General features: G+C 66.5%; 13 protein-coding genes. 3 read left to right on the forward strand and 10 right to left on the reverse strand.

What is annotated here, in order from left to right; translation table 11 throughout:
* The first annotated feature begins 236 nt into the window (after positions 1–236).
* The 3 genes from G6N48_RS23345 (at position 237) to G6N48_RS23355 (ending at position 2,389) form a co-directional block, all read left to right on the forward strand.
* Complete coding sequence (locus G6N48_RS23345; protein WP_007172179.1) at positions 237–749, forward strand: hypothetical protein; 513 nt, start codon at positions 237–239, stop codon at positions 747–749.
* A 9-nt stretch (positions 750–758) separates the two neighbouring features.
* Positions 759–1,271, forward strand: coding sequence for a hypothetical protein (locus G6N48_RS23350; RefSeq protein WP_225325864.1), 513 nt, complete (start codon positions 759–761; stop codon positions 1,269–1,271).
* 494 nt (positions 1,272–1,765) lie between these two features.
* Positions 1,766–2,389 (forward strand): hypothetical protein, encoded by a 624-nt coding sequence (locus G6N48_RS23355; protein ID WP_007172181.1) that lies wholly within the window; start codon positions 1,766–1,768, stop codon positions 2,387–2,389.
* A gap of 81 nt (positions 2,390–2,470) precedes the next feature.
* On the opposite strand, the gene G6N48_RS23360 is transcribed toward G6N48_RS23355, so the two are convergent.
* From G6N48_RS23360 to G6N48_RS28380, 10 genes are all read right to left on the reverse strand, one after another.
* Positions 2,471–3,064, reverse strand: coding sequence for a hypothetical protein (locus G6N48_RS23360; RefSeq protein ID WP_007172182.1), 594 nt, complete (start codon positions 3,062–3,064; stop codon positions 2,471–2,473).
* Positions 3,061–3,645, reverse strand: a complete 585-nt coding sequence (locus G6N48_RS23365; protein ID WP_007172183.1) for a hypothetical protein — start codon at positions 3,643–3,645, stop codon at positions 3,061–3,063. Before G6N48_RS23365 ends, G6N48_RS23360 begins: the two co-directional genes overlap by 4 nt.
* A gap of 224 nt (positions 3,646–3,869) precedes the next feature.
* Entirely contained in the window at positions 3,870–4,340 is a 471-nt protein-coding gene (locus G6N48_RS23370) for a hypothetical protein (RefSeq protein ID WP_007172184.1), read from the reverse strand.
* Complete coding sequence (locus tag G6N48_RS23375; RefSeq protein WP_007172185.1) at positions 4,337–6,538, reverse strand: site-specific integrase; 2,202 nt, start codon at positions 6,536–6,538, stop codon at positions 4,337–4,339. Before G6N48_RS23375 ends, G6N48_RS23370 begins: the two co-directional genes overlap by 4 nt.
* Entirely contained in the window at positions 6,535–8,259 is a 1,725-nt protein-coding gene (locus tag G6N48_RS23380; protein ID WP_007172186.1) for a hypothetical protein, read from the reverse strand. The genes G6N48_RS23375 and G6N48_RS23380 overlap by 4 nt, the downstream gene beginning before the upstream one ends.
* Positions 8,259–9,728: a tyrosine-type recombinase/integrase gene (locus G6N48_RS23385; protein WP_162839945.1), complete on the reverse strand. Its 1,470-nt coding sequence runs from the start codon at positions 9,726–9,728 to the stop codon at positions 8,259–8,261. Before G6N48_RS23385 ends, G6N48_RS23380 begins: the two co-directional genes overlap by 1 nt.
* Positions 9,729–9,817: 89 nt before the next feature.
* A complete protein-coding gene (locus tag G6N48_RS28375; RefSeq protein WP_007172188.1) occupies positions 9,818–10,447 on the reverse strand; it encodes a hypothetical protein in 630 nt (209 codons plus the stop codon).
* Positions 10,444–11,667 (reverse strand): hypothetical protein, encoded by a 1,224-nt coding sequence (locus G6N48_RS23390; protein ID WP_007172189.1) that lies wholly within the window; start codon positions 11,665–11,667, stop codon positions 10,444–10,446. The genes G6N48_RS28375 and G6N48_RS23390 overlap by 4 nt, the downstream gene beginning before the upstream one ends.
* On the reverse strand, positions 11,664–12,596 hold the full coding sequence (locus G6N48_RS23395; protein ID WP_007172190.1) for a tyrosine-type recombinase/integrase: 933 nt from the start codon (positions 12,594–12,596) through the stop codon (positions 11,664–11,666). The genes G6N48_RS23390 and G6N48_RS23395 overlap by 4 nt, the downstream gene beginning before the upstream one ends.
* On the reverse strand, positions 12,565–12,828 hold the full coding sequence (locus tag G6N48_RS28380) for a hypothetical protein (RefSeq protein ID WP_225325868.1): 264 nt from the start codon (positions 12,826–12,828) through the stop codon (positions 12,565–12,567). Before G6N48_RS28380 ends, G6N48_RS23395 begins: the two co-directional genes overlap by 32 nt.
* Between the last annotated feature and the right edge of the window lie 132 nt (positions 12,829–12,960).

Raw genomic sequence — 12,960 nt, forward strand, 5'->3', positions numbered from 1 at the left:
CTACACAGATCAGGCGGTTCTTAGGAAACTGTGACCTTAATGCAAGAGGTGTGTGGTGTCTGGGGTGGTTCAGAACGGTTGATGCCGGTGGTCATTGGTGTGTGGTGCATGAGGGTGGGATCGGCTTATGTTGTGGGACTGGGGGATCGGGAAACATTGGTGGTGGACAAATGTGGACGCACTGATGTTGGTCAGTGTGGTAGAGCGGGACAGCCGGTTCGTCGTATGGTGCGGCGATGGGAACGATCAACTCGAAATCAGCGGCGCGTAGGCGGGTTCGCGAGGCGCAGCTTAGAGCGAACGAGGCACGCGTGGAGTGCGAGCGGCAAAACGTCGATGACGCGGCGTCGTTACTCGTTGAGCTGGGTCGCCTGGCGGCCGTGGAGGAGTGGGAGGCAACTCGCATCCTCGAGATTCGGGCAGAGGCAGAGCGGCGTCGGCACACGCACCGCCAGGCCGGCGGCATCGCGGTGGCTCGAATGCAGGGTCGCGGCGAATCACTCGCGGCGATAGCGGAATTGGCTGGGGTCAAAGTCGGTAGCGTTCGGATGATGTTAAAGGCGGCGAGCGCGCACACTGGCGCGGCGGTGCAAGCACTAGGTGAGGGCAACGGCGCGGCGGCCCCTGGCGCGGCGCCGTTGGCACTAGGTGCGAACGGCGTTACTGCGCATGACGATGGCGCGGCGGCGCAAGCACTAGGTGCGAATGGCGCTGCGGCGCATGACGAAGGTGTCGGTGGCCGGGTTTAGCGTGGGCGCGTGCGTGTTCATCTGGGGATGCCGCTGTGGGTCGATCCTGTTGTGCACGCCGACGAATGCCGGCGCTTTGACTCCGACGTGGTGCAAGGACCCGGCGCTGACGACTGCGATTTTTTCACGGGGGCTATCGGTAAAGACGGATATGGCCGGTTCTTCATTTACCGTGGGGGTAAAGGGATTTGCGTGCGGCCGCACCGGTACGCGCTGGCGCGTCGACTCAGTGTGCTCCTTCAGCCAGACGAGTTGGGCCTGCACGAGTGCGATAGCCCGCTGTGCGTGAAAGTCTGTGCGGCCGAGGCGACATTCCAGCATGTGGTAATCGGCACTCAGAGTGAAAATATGCGACGAATGGCCCGGATGCGGCGCGGAGGAGGCCGCAGGTCGATTCCCAGTGATGGGTTATGGGCTCGGCGGGAGCGCTCGGTCGCGTTGCACACGGTGTTGCGGGAACGCGGCTGGGATCGGGCCGCAGTGGAGGCGGCGCGCCTCGGTGATATGCCGATGTTGTGGTGAGGGTGTAAGCACTGTTGGTGATTTAGCCGGCGAGTACTGCCGGTCGTGCTGCGCTGCTGTGGGAACGGGGTGGATGCGATCCAGCCGATAGACGGCGGTATGCATCGCCCAGTAGACGGCGACGATGTTGGCCCCGGGTATCACGCTGGCTAAGACGGGCCCGCACGTCGGCCGGATTGCTTCACCGTATGCGGCTGCGGCGCACTGCTCGGGGCTGGGAAGAACCCTGGCCGGGGCGCTGTGGGCGGTGTGAGGCGACGCTTGGCGCCAACAGGGTGCTTGTCGGACTAGTTCAGTGCACTTGCGGGTCGATGCACCGTACTCACTTCTGCCGCAGGACGAGCGGAATTGCATCTGCTGCAACATAATTGCTCGGTTGAGAGCGAGTATAGCGCCCAGTAAAGCGCGTCCCGCGGACATCGGATCACACCTCAGAAAGGGTGCTGTCTCGACACTTACGTCTGGCGCATCATTGTCGCATCTAGTACAACAGGATGGTGGGCGTCGAGTTGCCGGGGTCAGCAGCGCTGTCGCTGGTGTCGAAAGTGCTTCCGTTGGATCCAGAAGCCACGGTCTTCACCGCGATGCTGTCTGGCTGGGCTGATCAGCAGCGAGCCCGGGTGTGCAAGCCACCGACGGTGCAGGCGCGGGCGAGCGTGGTGCGCCGTTTCGCCGAGTTCACCGGGACGTATCCCTGGCAGTGGCAAGCAGATGACGCGGATGCGTTTTTCTCCCAACTGCTTTCCGGTGCGGAGCCAAAAGCTGACTCGACGGTACGGGGATACCAAAACGCATTGCGGTTGTTCGGCGACTTCGTTACTGACACGCGATATGGATGGGCGTCTTTGTGCGCTGAGCGGTTCGGGCAGGCCCCGGCACAGATCCTGCATGACTGGAACACCGTGCGTCACGTCAACGAGTTTGAGGGGCGGCCGGGACGGCGCCCGCTGAGCTATGACGAGGTTCAAGAGCTCTTCGATGCCGCCGATGGCTTGGTAGATCAGGCGCGACTTCGCCACCGCAAGGGAGCGTTGTCAGCGTTGCGGGACTCGACGCTGCTGAAGACCGTCTACGCGTATGGGCTGCTCTCCGGGGCTCAACCAGATGCAGCGGCGTGATTCTCTGAGTTTGTGCAGTTCAGAAGCTGATGTTGGGATGCTATCTGCTGCAACAGGTGTGGTGCAAGTCGACTCGCGGTTTCAGCGGGGCCGGCCTGGCGCGTTGAGTCGGGCCATGAGTTCGCGGTTGGTAGCGCGGGCGGCGGCGAGGTCTTCGTCGCGTTCGTCGAGTTGTTGTTGTTGGTCGAGGACCTGCTGTTCGAGATGGGTGATCCGTTGGTGGAGTGCATCGATGTCGGTTGGGGCGTCGAGCCCGGACTCGCGCCATGTTTGTTCGCCGAGTGCTTGGGAGAGCCGCTGCTCGAGTTGGCGGATGCGGGCGTTGAGCCGGGCGGCGCGTTCGTGGGCGGCGAGCAGGTCGGCCTGCAGTGAGGCTTGGGTGACCGTGGGGCCGGTGTGTTCGTCGGGGACTGGATCTGTTTGCAGCGCATGGATTTTCTCGAGTAGGTCGCGGTACCGATAGAGGAATGTGCGGTCGACTCCGGCCGCACGAGCGATCGCGGCCGCGCTGAGCCGGTCGCCGGCGGCTGCGGCTTGGTCGATCGCGGCCAGCACGCGCCGGCGTCGGCGCATCGAGTCGCCGCGACGGCCGTCGAGCATCGATCGGGTGCGTGTGCTCGACGAGACAGATTGTGCGCGTGTGTGATTCGACGTGGTGTCGGTGGTTGTGGTCATGCGGTGGCCTCCGAAGCGGGGGTTGCTGGTGCGGGTGGGGTGGCGGCGAGGGTGGGCATGCCGAGCGGGACCGTGTGGGCCGCACGATGACGACGCACGATGGCGACCGCGTCGTTGATCTGCGCTCGCTCCGTGTCGTCGAGTTCGGCGATGTCGCCTTTGATCCTGTTGATCAGTCGCCGGATTCGGGTGATCTCCTCCTCGGTGGGGGTGGCGTCGGCGCGGGCCCATTCGTCCACTCCGTCGATGGTGGCGGCCAGCCGTTCGCGGGTGCGCAGCAGGTCGTCCAGGTATGCCTGCAGGTCGGGCAGGAAGGCGATGTTGGTGCGGAAGTGATCGCAGCCGACGCAGCGGAATCGGATCGGGCAGGCACCGCCGCCGGCCTTGACGTTGGTTGGTTCGGTGCAGGTGCCGTCGGGGACGGCGACCTCGCCGATGGCGTGGCGGGCGCGCTCGGAGTCCAGCAGGGCGTGTGCGTCACGCCAGATCCGGTTGCCGTGCCGGTCGAAGCTGAGCGTGGTGACCGTGTCGACGGCGTCGCGGCGGCGGTCCTCGCCGATGCGGTAGTAGCGGCGGGTCACCGAATAGCTTCGGTGATCGAGCAGTTCGGCCAGGACGTCGATCGGGATGCCGGCGTCGGCGTGGCGTTGGGCGTAGGAATGGCTTGTCTCCGCAGTGGCTGTGTGCGGTCGGGTTCGTGTTGCGTTTGACGTGGCCGATTCTCGGCGTGGAGTTCGTGACGCTGATCGCCGTTCGTGTGGCGATAACGCGAAACCGATTGTGATGGACGTCACTGCCGGGTCGGTCAGCATGGTCCCATTACCCTCTGCTGGTATTTCGGGCGATTCGACGCGAGGCGGGTGATGCCTGCCGCCGGGTCGTTGGCCGTGCGGAGCCGAAGGATCTCGTCGTGCTGGGCAGCGATCCGGGCCAGGGCCTGGCTTCGGAAGTTGGTGAGCTCCTGGATTGTCGAGTTGACGTGGGCGAGGTTGTTTTTCAGCTTCTCGACCTCCGTCTTGAGGCGTTCGATCTGTGCGGTTTTCGGGTCCGGGGTTTCTCCGGCCTGCTGAAGCTGCTGGAGGCGGTGCTCGAATTCGGCGCGTAGGTGTGCGTAGGGCCGGGTGCCGTAGAAGGCGGTGCGGTCGACCCCGGCTGATAGTGCGAGGGTCTTGATATCGCAGTTGCCGCCGGGTGAGATCTCGCCGCGCAGAAGCCGGTCCATGGCGGCGCGGATGCGGTTCTCGTTGTGGATGCGTTGGGCGGCAGTGATTCTCATGCCTGTTCCTCGGGTGCGCTGGTTCCTGTGGCAGTGTCGATGCTGGTGATGACCTGGACGGCGCGGTCGTAGTCGGCCTGCAGACGAGCGCGTTCGGCGGTTCGGGTTTTGCCGAGTTGGCCGAGGAAGGTTTTGGTGCGTTCGGCGTGCTCGGCCCAGACGGGCCGGTGGTGCTGGTGGTGGGTGGCCTGCGGGCAGCGTGCGGAGTCACACATGCCGATCATCGGCCGGTCCGCGGTCAGGGTGCCTGCAAGTTTCAGGCAGAGCGCGCGGGAGGGGTCGGTGAACCAGCAGTAGTTCGCTGGGCCGAGGTGCAGCGCCGTGGCGCGTTTGGACAGCAGGTTGAGGATGTCGCGGTCGTTGCGCTGGATCTTCGGCGCCGCAGTGGCTTTGGTGTTCGGGTCGGTGTCGATGGTGGCGAAGAATTCGGTCAGGCTGCGGGCGCCGGGTCCGGCGGGCAGGATGCCTTGCTGGTAGTTGCGGAACTCGGCCAGCACGAGCTTGAGTATGTGGTCGGCCTCGAGCTTGTTGACCTCGGCCAGCAACTCTGCTTGAGCGCCGCCCGGTCGAGCCGCGTAGCCTTCCGTTGTCGCCGCGGCGATATGTTTGAGGTGCAGTTTTGCGGCGAGGACACCGCCAGGCCGGTAAGCCATCTCCAGGGCAACCGTTCTTCTGAGCATACGCAGTGCTACTGGTTCGTCGGGGATCGGGACGAGTCCGAGACGGGCTCCGGCCGGGGAATTCACCCAGGCGCGGAACCAGAGGTAGCGGACTCGGAAGCTGAACCGGGACAGCAGGAGAACACCGTCACGCGGGTCGTCGTGGAGCTGCTCGATGAGTTCGATCGCGCGGTGGACCGGTTCGATGACGACCCATTCGTCGTCGGTGCCGCCGAGGCCCTGACCTTTGATGATTTTGCTGGCGATGCGATAGCACTTCAGGCCGGAGATCGGTTCCTCGACCCGGCGGCAGCCGACCCGCAGTTCCATCAGCTCACTGGCCCGCATTCCGGACGCGCCAGCCAGGACAACGATCGCTGCGGTGCGGGCGATGCCGACCATGGCGACCGCTTCGGACCGGTGCACTGGCAGTGTCCAAGGCAGCAAGGTCGCACCATCGGCGGCCGGGACTTCGGCGGCGTTGCGGCCGAAGATCTTCTCGACTCCGACGGTGTTGAGGGTGTCGATCAGCGGTTTGCGCAGTGTGGGCATCCATTTCGCCCAGAACTGGACGTATCCGGCCTGCCGCGCCAGGGTCCCGGTGGAGACCGGCAGCAGCGGGTCGTTCGCGTCCCAGCCAGCCTTGAGTCTGCGGTTGACGTCGTGTTCTTCGAGCATCGGCAGCGGTGTGTCGGTCGCCCTGTGGTCGGCCAGCAGCATCGTGATGTCGCTGACCATCGCCGGGGAGCCGTGACGAAGCCCGGGGGCTCCGGTAGCCCAGACACGGTCGATCTTGCGGATCTGCTCGTTCAGCTCGACAACGTGCGGGCCGAGGATCTGCACCAGGTGCAGGGCCGCGGCCAGCATCGGCTGCAGCACTTCGGCAGGAACGGCAGGTGTCTTGTTTCCGTCGCGACCAGAAGGCATTTCGGCGACCGCGGATGCTGTTGCGCCGCCCCAGGGGCGCAGATCGGCCGGAACCCGGTCGGCGGTGAACAGGTCACGGTAGTCGACCAGATCGACGATCATCTGCGCGGCTGCGCGCCGGACGCCTGGGCTCTGCTCGCCAACGATGACGCCGTCGGGGTCGATCACGTAGCGTCGGAACGCCAGGTATTCCTCGCAGAGGTGGGTGTCGAGCTCGGTGAGGGCAGTGATGCCCCGCTGATCGAGCCAGCCGAAGAACTTGCCGGCCTCGTAGAGGCGGCTGTAGCAGCTGGTCAGATGCAGTGGGGTGCGGTAGGCGCGTGGCAGACGGACCACGGCATTGTGATTCGGGGCCAGCAGCGCCAGGATCAGCTCCTTGGCGACCAGCCGCCAGCGGGTGTCGGTGATGGTGGTGAAGTCGAATCGGCGTCGGTAAAGGGCCATTTGGACCGGGAGCCCGACCACGTCGGTGAAATCCCACAGGTCGTCGTCGAATACCGGTCGTGGCGTGCCGCCCGGCAGCGTGAGCCCGGCGTCGCGGCAGATGTCCGCGCCGGTGAACGGCGACCGTGGTTGAACGCCGGGTGCTGCGGTCGCGATTGTGCTCGTCATGCGGTGCGTTCCTCTGGGCGCAAGGGGATTTCGTCGTCGCTGTCGGTGACGCGTGCGGCTGCGACAGCGAGTTCGGCGGGGTCGAAGCGGTCGAGGATCTGGTCGATCCGGGCGGCGTAGGGGCCGAAGACGGTCATGAAGTGGGCGGCGGGCATCTGCTGCCACTGGCGCGAGAAGAATGCCTTGAGCCGCAGCAGGTTCACTGCGTGCCGCGGAGCGAACACCGCCAGCGGGCAGAGCAGGCAGACCCAGGGACGTGCCGGGCATGGTTTGCCTGCCGGCCCGTGTAACCCGGCCAGCTGATCGGCGCAGGCTGCGGTGAACACATCCCGCGCGCCACCGACCAGCTCGGCGAGCACGCCTTCGTCGAGCTTCATCACCGCCAGCAGCTGCGGGTAACCCTCGGCGAGCGCCGCCGCGTCTTCCTCGGTGATCACGGCCGGAGGGTGCGCGCGGCGGAGGATGTCGTGCTGGGCGTCGGCGATGATCGTCTCGACGGCGTGGCGTTGACCGGGAGTCGTCGCCGACAGGTAGTGGTCACCCTCGACCGCGGGCGTGTGGTTCGGGTCGATCGTGGCGCGCGCATTCCCGGTCCAGGACTTCTTGTCCCGCATCGCGTGATGGGTGGTGCGGATGCGGGACCGGTGCAGTTTCATCGGCTGACCGTCGTCGCCGACGATGCCATGGCGGCGCATCCACCGGCCAATCGCGGACCGGTTCACGTCATCGAGGCGGCGGGAGTAGCCGGGCTGGCTCATCCCCAACCACAGCGTGGTGCGCTCGTCCGGCGGCACGAAGCTGCGCAACAGCGCCGAGTGCGCCAGCCACTGCTCGAGCAACCGCACCGCCGGCCGCGGCAACGTCGCGCTCTCGGCGGCGGTGCGCCGTTTGATATAGGACAGCAGAACAGTCGAATCCCCGGCCCAGTCGATGTCCCCGATGTCCAAGTCGGCGATGCCGTCGGGGACGATGCCGGAATAGATCCCGAACAGCAGCCGGTAGGCGATCACGACCTCGAGATGCGGGAACATCGCCAGCGCAGCCTCGTGGAAGACAGCGATGACTCCTCGATGACGGAAAACGTTGATGGACATGCCAATTTCCTCAGCAGCTTCGCTGCTGCCAAGCGGGCCGAGTGTCGACAACAGCCAGCAGAAGTTCTGATGAGTCCACGCACCCGTGCCCGGATGCCGCCCTCCGGCGGCGGACGCCAGCGCGCGCCGATGTGCCGCGTAGGAGTCGTCGACCTGCTGTCGGCAGGCCATGGTCAGCCGCTGCCATGCGCCCTCGGAATAGGGCGGCAACGGGCGCCGATTGCGCTGAATGTTGAAGTGCCGCCCTGCGGCCAGCTCCAGCACCCCCTCGCCGAGACGGCCGCCGGATCGCGCATAACCTTCCACCAAGTACCGAGTCAGCGCCTCCAGCCAGTTCGGGCCCGCCATCCAGAACTGCGCCAGCTGTCCGCGCCGCAGATCGCCGACACCGCCGGTGAAACCCTGATCAGAAAGTGTTCGCACCATCCTGTGCAACCCACGCACGTACTGGTCGACGGTGCCAGCAGTATCGACGCTGCCGTGAGGATGGATCAGCTCCACCAACCCGGTGGCCAGATCACGCACCAACCCGGGGTTCGGCAACCCCGTGAGATCGAATGCAGCTCTGCTGCCGTCGCTGAACACGCAGGCCAAACGCAGCGGATCATCGAGCACCGTCGTCGGCATCACAGCTCCTCTTCGGTGTCGTCGTCGAACTCGGCGTCGGCTTCCCGCTGTGCGGCGGTATCCTCGGTGAGTCCCGCTGCGGCTCCGGCGGTTTCGTAGGCTTGCCGGTAAATCCGCGTCGTATCAAGACGTTTCAGGTATTTCTCGGTCGTCAGAACCGTGGAATGCCCGAGCAAATCGCGCAGCACCAGCAGCGGGTCGGCCTTGGTCAGGTAGAACACCAGCGCTGCGTCGGCGTCGGTGTCGCATACCAGCTTCGCTGCCTGTCGGTAATAGCCGGTCACCAGATATTCCAGCGTCTGCATCGAGAACGAGTGGCGGAGTCGGTGCGGGTGGACGTGCGGGAACCGTGGTTCGAACCGTGCGCGGATCCGGTCGGAGGTGCGTTCGAACACCGTCGCCCACGCCGTGAACGGGCCACCATCACCCTTCACCGCTAGCAGGCACGACCCGCCCTCGGGTGCCACCAGCCGCCGTCGCTCGGCCGGGGTGAGCGACTCCCAGGACCGGCGGACGCCGTTGATCCGGCCGCCACGGGCGTCCGGTTCGGTGACCTGCAGCGGTTCGCCCCGGCGTCGTGGTGGCCGCCAGGCCGATCCGTCGGTGACGGCAGCGCGGTCGAGCTGCAGGTAGTCGTGCAGCCCGGCCAAGGCGTCGTAGGAGATCCAGGTGGTTCTGAACTTGCGGCCCTTGGTGATTCCCGCAGGCACCGGAAACGGGATCGGGATCACCGTCGGCGCCGGCGGCAGAGCCGGGATTTCCCACGGCAGCAGATGTGTGAACTCGCCCAGCCGCAACCCGGTCGCCAGCGCGAGGTCCCCGATCGCGGCGTTGCGGGTCATCTCCCGGCCCGCGAACCCGGTGTCGCGGGTGCCATCCGGCGCCAAACCGCGCAACCCCTTCCGGAACAGGTCGGTGAAGTCCGGCTCCAAATACTTGATGGTCACATGCGGTTTCGGGGTGCGGCGCACCGCCAAGTTCACCCGGACATCGCGGCCGGTGCCGGCGAAGACCGCTCGCGCGGATCGGTAGGTGAACGGCTCCGCCTCGGCGTATCCCTCGTCCATCGCCCACCGGTAGAACAGCGACAGGATGCTCATGTGCTGCGCCCACGTGGTCGCCGCGAATCTCGCCCGGATTGCTCCGGCGGCGCGGTGCTCGGCGTATCGGCTCAGCCCTGCCTTGAGCCGGTCTCGCGAATCGAACAGGCCCACACCGTGTTCGGCGAGGAATTCCGTCCATTCCTTGACCGCCCGCGCGTAGTTCTCCCACGAACTCGGCGCCGGAGCCCCGCTGGCCGGAAGCAGCCGCAACCACCGATTGATCACCGTCGTCGGCCGCGGCACGGCCGGGCCGTCCTCGAACAGCAAGTCGTCATCGATCAGCACCGGCATCCCCTCTGGGATCACCGGCCGGTGCTCGACACCCCAGGACTGCCAGCCCTGCGACGAGAAAAAGCTCAAGATCACGACTGGAGACCATACAAACACCACACGGCCTCACCAAAGCAGAAACGCCGAGCACGCCCGGGCCTTTCAGGCCAATCGCAACACGGGAACTAAGCGGGGACAATGTGCCGGTAGGCGTAGGGCACGATCTTGGTCATGTCAAACTCGACTCCATCGCGGGTGCGCAGTGTCGGCAGGTCGGCCACCCAGTCGCGGTGGCGCGCCTGCAGGGTGGTTCTGCTGATTGCCTTGTGCCCGTCGGGATTTCGATAGGGCGTGGGCAGCAGCTTCAGCTTCGCGGCCAGGGTGTGGGGGAAGCGTTGACGGATTCGTTGTTGTTGGCCGGTGATCACCGCGGCGGTGGCCGTGCTGATCGGCAGCCGTCGGCCGAGCCGGTTGGCTTTGATGTTGTCGTAGACCAGTACGTCGCCGCCGTCTTTGTCGCGGGCCAGGCAATCCAGCGGCAGATTGAGGATGTCCTCGGGGCGGCGGCCGGTGTCGATGCCGATCTGGGTGGCGACCCTGACCTCGACGGGTTCGAGGGAGTCGAGGTTGGCGCACAGGACGGCCATGATCTCCGGTGGCAGGCATCGGCCGGGCTCGCCGCGTTCGGGGTCGGCGGGGATGTCGGCGCGTTCGATGGCGCAGTCGCCGGGCAACCCGGCCGCCGGCCGTCCGGTTCTCGTCAGCCCCAGGGATCGGATCCCGGCCAACACCTGCCGCATGTCACGGCAGATCATGTTGCGGCGGTAGCGACCGATCTGGCCGGTGAACTCCAGATGGCCGAGCCGGTTGAGGAATCCCTCCAAGTCGGTCCGGCCCAGCGCGGTCGGGTCAAGCCCGTGATCGGGTCGGCGATGCAAGTGCTCGGACAGCAGCCCGATGCTGTTGATCTTGCCGCGAACGCGAGAGGCGCCGCTGCCGCGGTGCTGGGGCAGTTGCTCGGCAGCCCACCGCTTCGCGGCCCCGGCCAGCCAGGGCTGGGTGATCTTGGTGAACGACAGCGTGCCGGGGTACCGAAGATCGCCAGATCCCAGCGGTCCTTATCCTGCTCGACACCCGGATCGGCCAACACGCGGCGGGCGTCGCGGGCGAACGAGGCCAGCACCGAGCGTGCACGCTTGCCGGGAGCCAGGCCCGGATCGCAGTCGTGGATCGAGCCGACCTGGTGGCGACGCAGCGTGTCGCAGACCGCTCGCAGCACAACGTCGGTGAGCCGCAAGCCATCCCTAACACGGGTCTGCAAGCCCGTCAGCACTTCCACAACTACCAGGGAAGGCAGCGCCCGCAGGTTGACCTGCCCCGGCTCGGCCACGCCCGATTCCCGGACCCGCCACCACTGTTCATCGAGTTCGGCATGCTCTTGCTGGTCCACGCTCCATCGCTGATAGTGGGTCGTGCAGTAGCCGATCGCGCCGTCGGCCGTGCGGGTGCACGCCGGCACCAGGCATGCCGGCAGCGGCGGCCTTGGCCGCACTCGCGGATCGCTCACGAACTGTTCCAGCGAGATCGGGATGCGCCTGCCCCGGAACTGTTGGGCGTGCGGTTCACACATCACCGCGTCCCGCACCGTCGGCGTGCACCGGCACTGCGGGACGGCGCAGCGTTCCGCGGGAACCGGTGCGGCGGGCAGGCTTTCGGCAGCGGCGATGTCCTCGACGCTCATGCCCATGCCGGTCAGCCTGGTGAAACATCGGTGGCAGATCTCGGGGGCGTCGTTGTGGACGGTTCCGACGCATCGTTCCACCCGGCACACCTTCCGGCCGAGCAGCCGATGCTGCGCGGGCAAGTACAGCACCCGGGTCACCGGATCCCATCCGGCCTCGTCAAGCAGTCCTTGGTCCAGCGCCCTGGCCAGGTGCGTGGCCGCGCCACTCAGGGCGGCCCCGTCCAACACATGCGCGAACTTGCAGGATTCCTCATCGCCCGGGATCGTCCTGGCCGACGTCACGGCGGTCACCGGCTCGCTCCGGTCTGTTCGCGGGGGCTGGGCACCGCGTCCACCGCGGCCCGCAGTCGAGATGCGTCCGGATGCAGGTAGATCTGGGACGAGGAGACAGCCGCGTGTCCGAGCAAATCAGCGACCACGTCGATACCGGCCCCGGCGTCGACGACGTTGCTGCCGTAGGCGTGTCGCAGCTGGTGCGGGCGGACCGGGGTGTCCAATCCGGCCCGGCGGGAGACCGCTGCCATCAGCTCGCCGATCGCGTCGGGCCGCATCGGCGCGCCGACGCGGCCGCGGAACAGGTTGACGAACACGAAATCACTACCCGCCGCGGCCGGAACTCGCATGCGCTCGAACTCGTAGACGTCGAATGCTTGCACGACAAGGAAATCCAGCGGCACCACCCGCTGTCGGCGCGATTTGGCCCACGCCCCGTTCGGGTTGTCGTCTCGGCGCACCACATGCAGATGCGCCCGAGCGACCTCGCATCCCAACCGGCGCGAATCCACCAGCAGGTGCACATCACTGCGCCGCAGCCCGCACACCTCGCCCCGACGCAGCCCGCCCCTGGCCATCAGCAGCACGATCAGCTTGTCCCGCGTGGACCGGCAGGCCCGCAGCAGCGCGACGATCTGCTCATCGCTGGCCCGATCGATCGTCGTTTCCGGTTCCCGCAACCGGTGCCGGGCCCGCATCCGCCATGCCAGGTGGCCATCGTCGTTGCGGGCTTCCGCCGGCAGGTCTCGGTCATCGGCCACCTCGTACAGCATCGACACCAAACCCGCCGAGCCGTTGCCGGTCGCGACCGCGTGCACCACCATCCCCCGCACCGCGGTGAGCACCCCGTTGATCCGCGATGGGCCCCGCGCCGGGGCGGCCCCCGGACCGGCCAACACCACTCCCGAAGCGACGTCATCGACGCCCGCTGGCCAGCGGTCCGGCATGGGCCAGCCACGTCATGAACAACGCGAACTGCTCGACACCGGCCTGCCAGGACCGGCCCGTCCTGGCGCACCAGCGCAGGAACAACGCGATCGCGTGTGCATACGCCTTCGTCGTGGATTCCGCGCCGTCGCGGCCGAACCGCTGATGCCGCAGATACTCATCGGCGATGCCGACTACCTGCAGATCCTCATCCAGCACCGTCCAATACCGTTGCCCGGACGGCAAACTCACCGGAAACGCTCGCATGGGCCCTCGCTTTCAAGTCGACAGTCAGAAACGACTACCAGCCACGAGCACCACACCCACGGAGAAACGCCGCACCGCCCACCAGATCACCCACTACGAGCGACGTCATGCAACAGG

Source organism: Mycobacterium parmense (assembly GCF_010730575.1).
In the GTDB taxonomy this organism is placed as follows: Bacteria; Actinomycetota; Actinomycetes; order Mycobacteriales; family Mycobacteriaceae; genus Mycobacterium; species Mycobacterium parmense.

Excerpts from the sequence above, each read along its gene's own strand:
- G6N48_RS23395 (WP_007172190.1), bottom strand. The coding sequence starts at position 12,596 with ATGCCGGACCGCTGGCCAGCGGGCGTCGATGACGTCGCTTCGGGAGTG.
- G6N48_RS23375 (WP_007172185.1), bottom strand. The coding sequence starts at position 6,538 with ATGACGAGCACAATCGCGACCGCAGCACCCGGCGTTCAACCACGGTCG.
- G6N48_RS28375 (WP_007172188.1), bottom strand. The coding sequence starts at position 10,447 with ATGATCTGCCGTGACATGCGGCAGGTGTTGGCCGGGATCCGATCCCTG.
- G6N48_RS23370 (WP_007172184.1), bottom strand. The coding sequence starts at position 4,340 with ATGAGAATCACTGCCGCCCAACGCATCCACAACGAGAACCGCATCCGC.
- G6N48_RS23355 (WP_007172181.1), top strand. The coding sequence starts at position 1,766 with ATGGTGGGCGTCGAGTTGCCGGGGTCAGCAGCGCTGTCGCTGGTGTCG.
- G6N48_RS23380 (WP_007172186.1), bottom strand. The coding sequence starts at position 8,259 with ATGCCGACGACGGTGCTCGATGATCCGCTGCGTTTGGCCTGCGTGTTC.
- G6N48_RS23345 (WP_007172179.1), top strand. The coding sequence starts at position 237 with ATGGGAACGATCAACTCGAAATCAGCGGCGCGTAGGCGGGTTCGCGAG.
- G6N48_RS23360 (WP_007172182.1), bottom strand. The coding sequence starts at position 3,064 with ATGACCACAACCACCGACACCACGTCGAATCACACACGCGCACAATCT.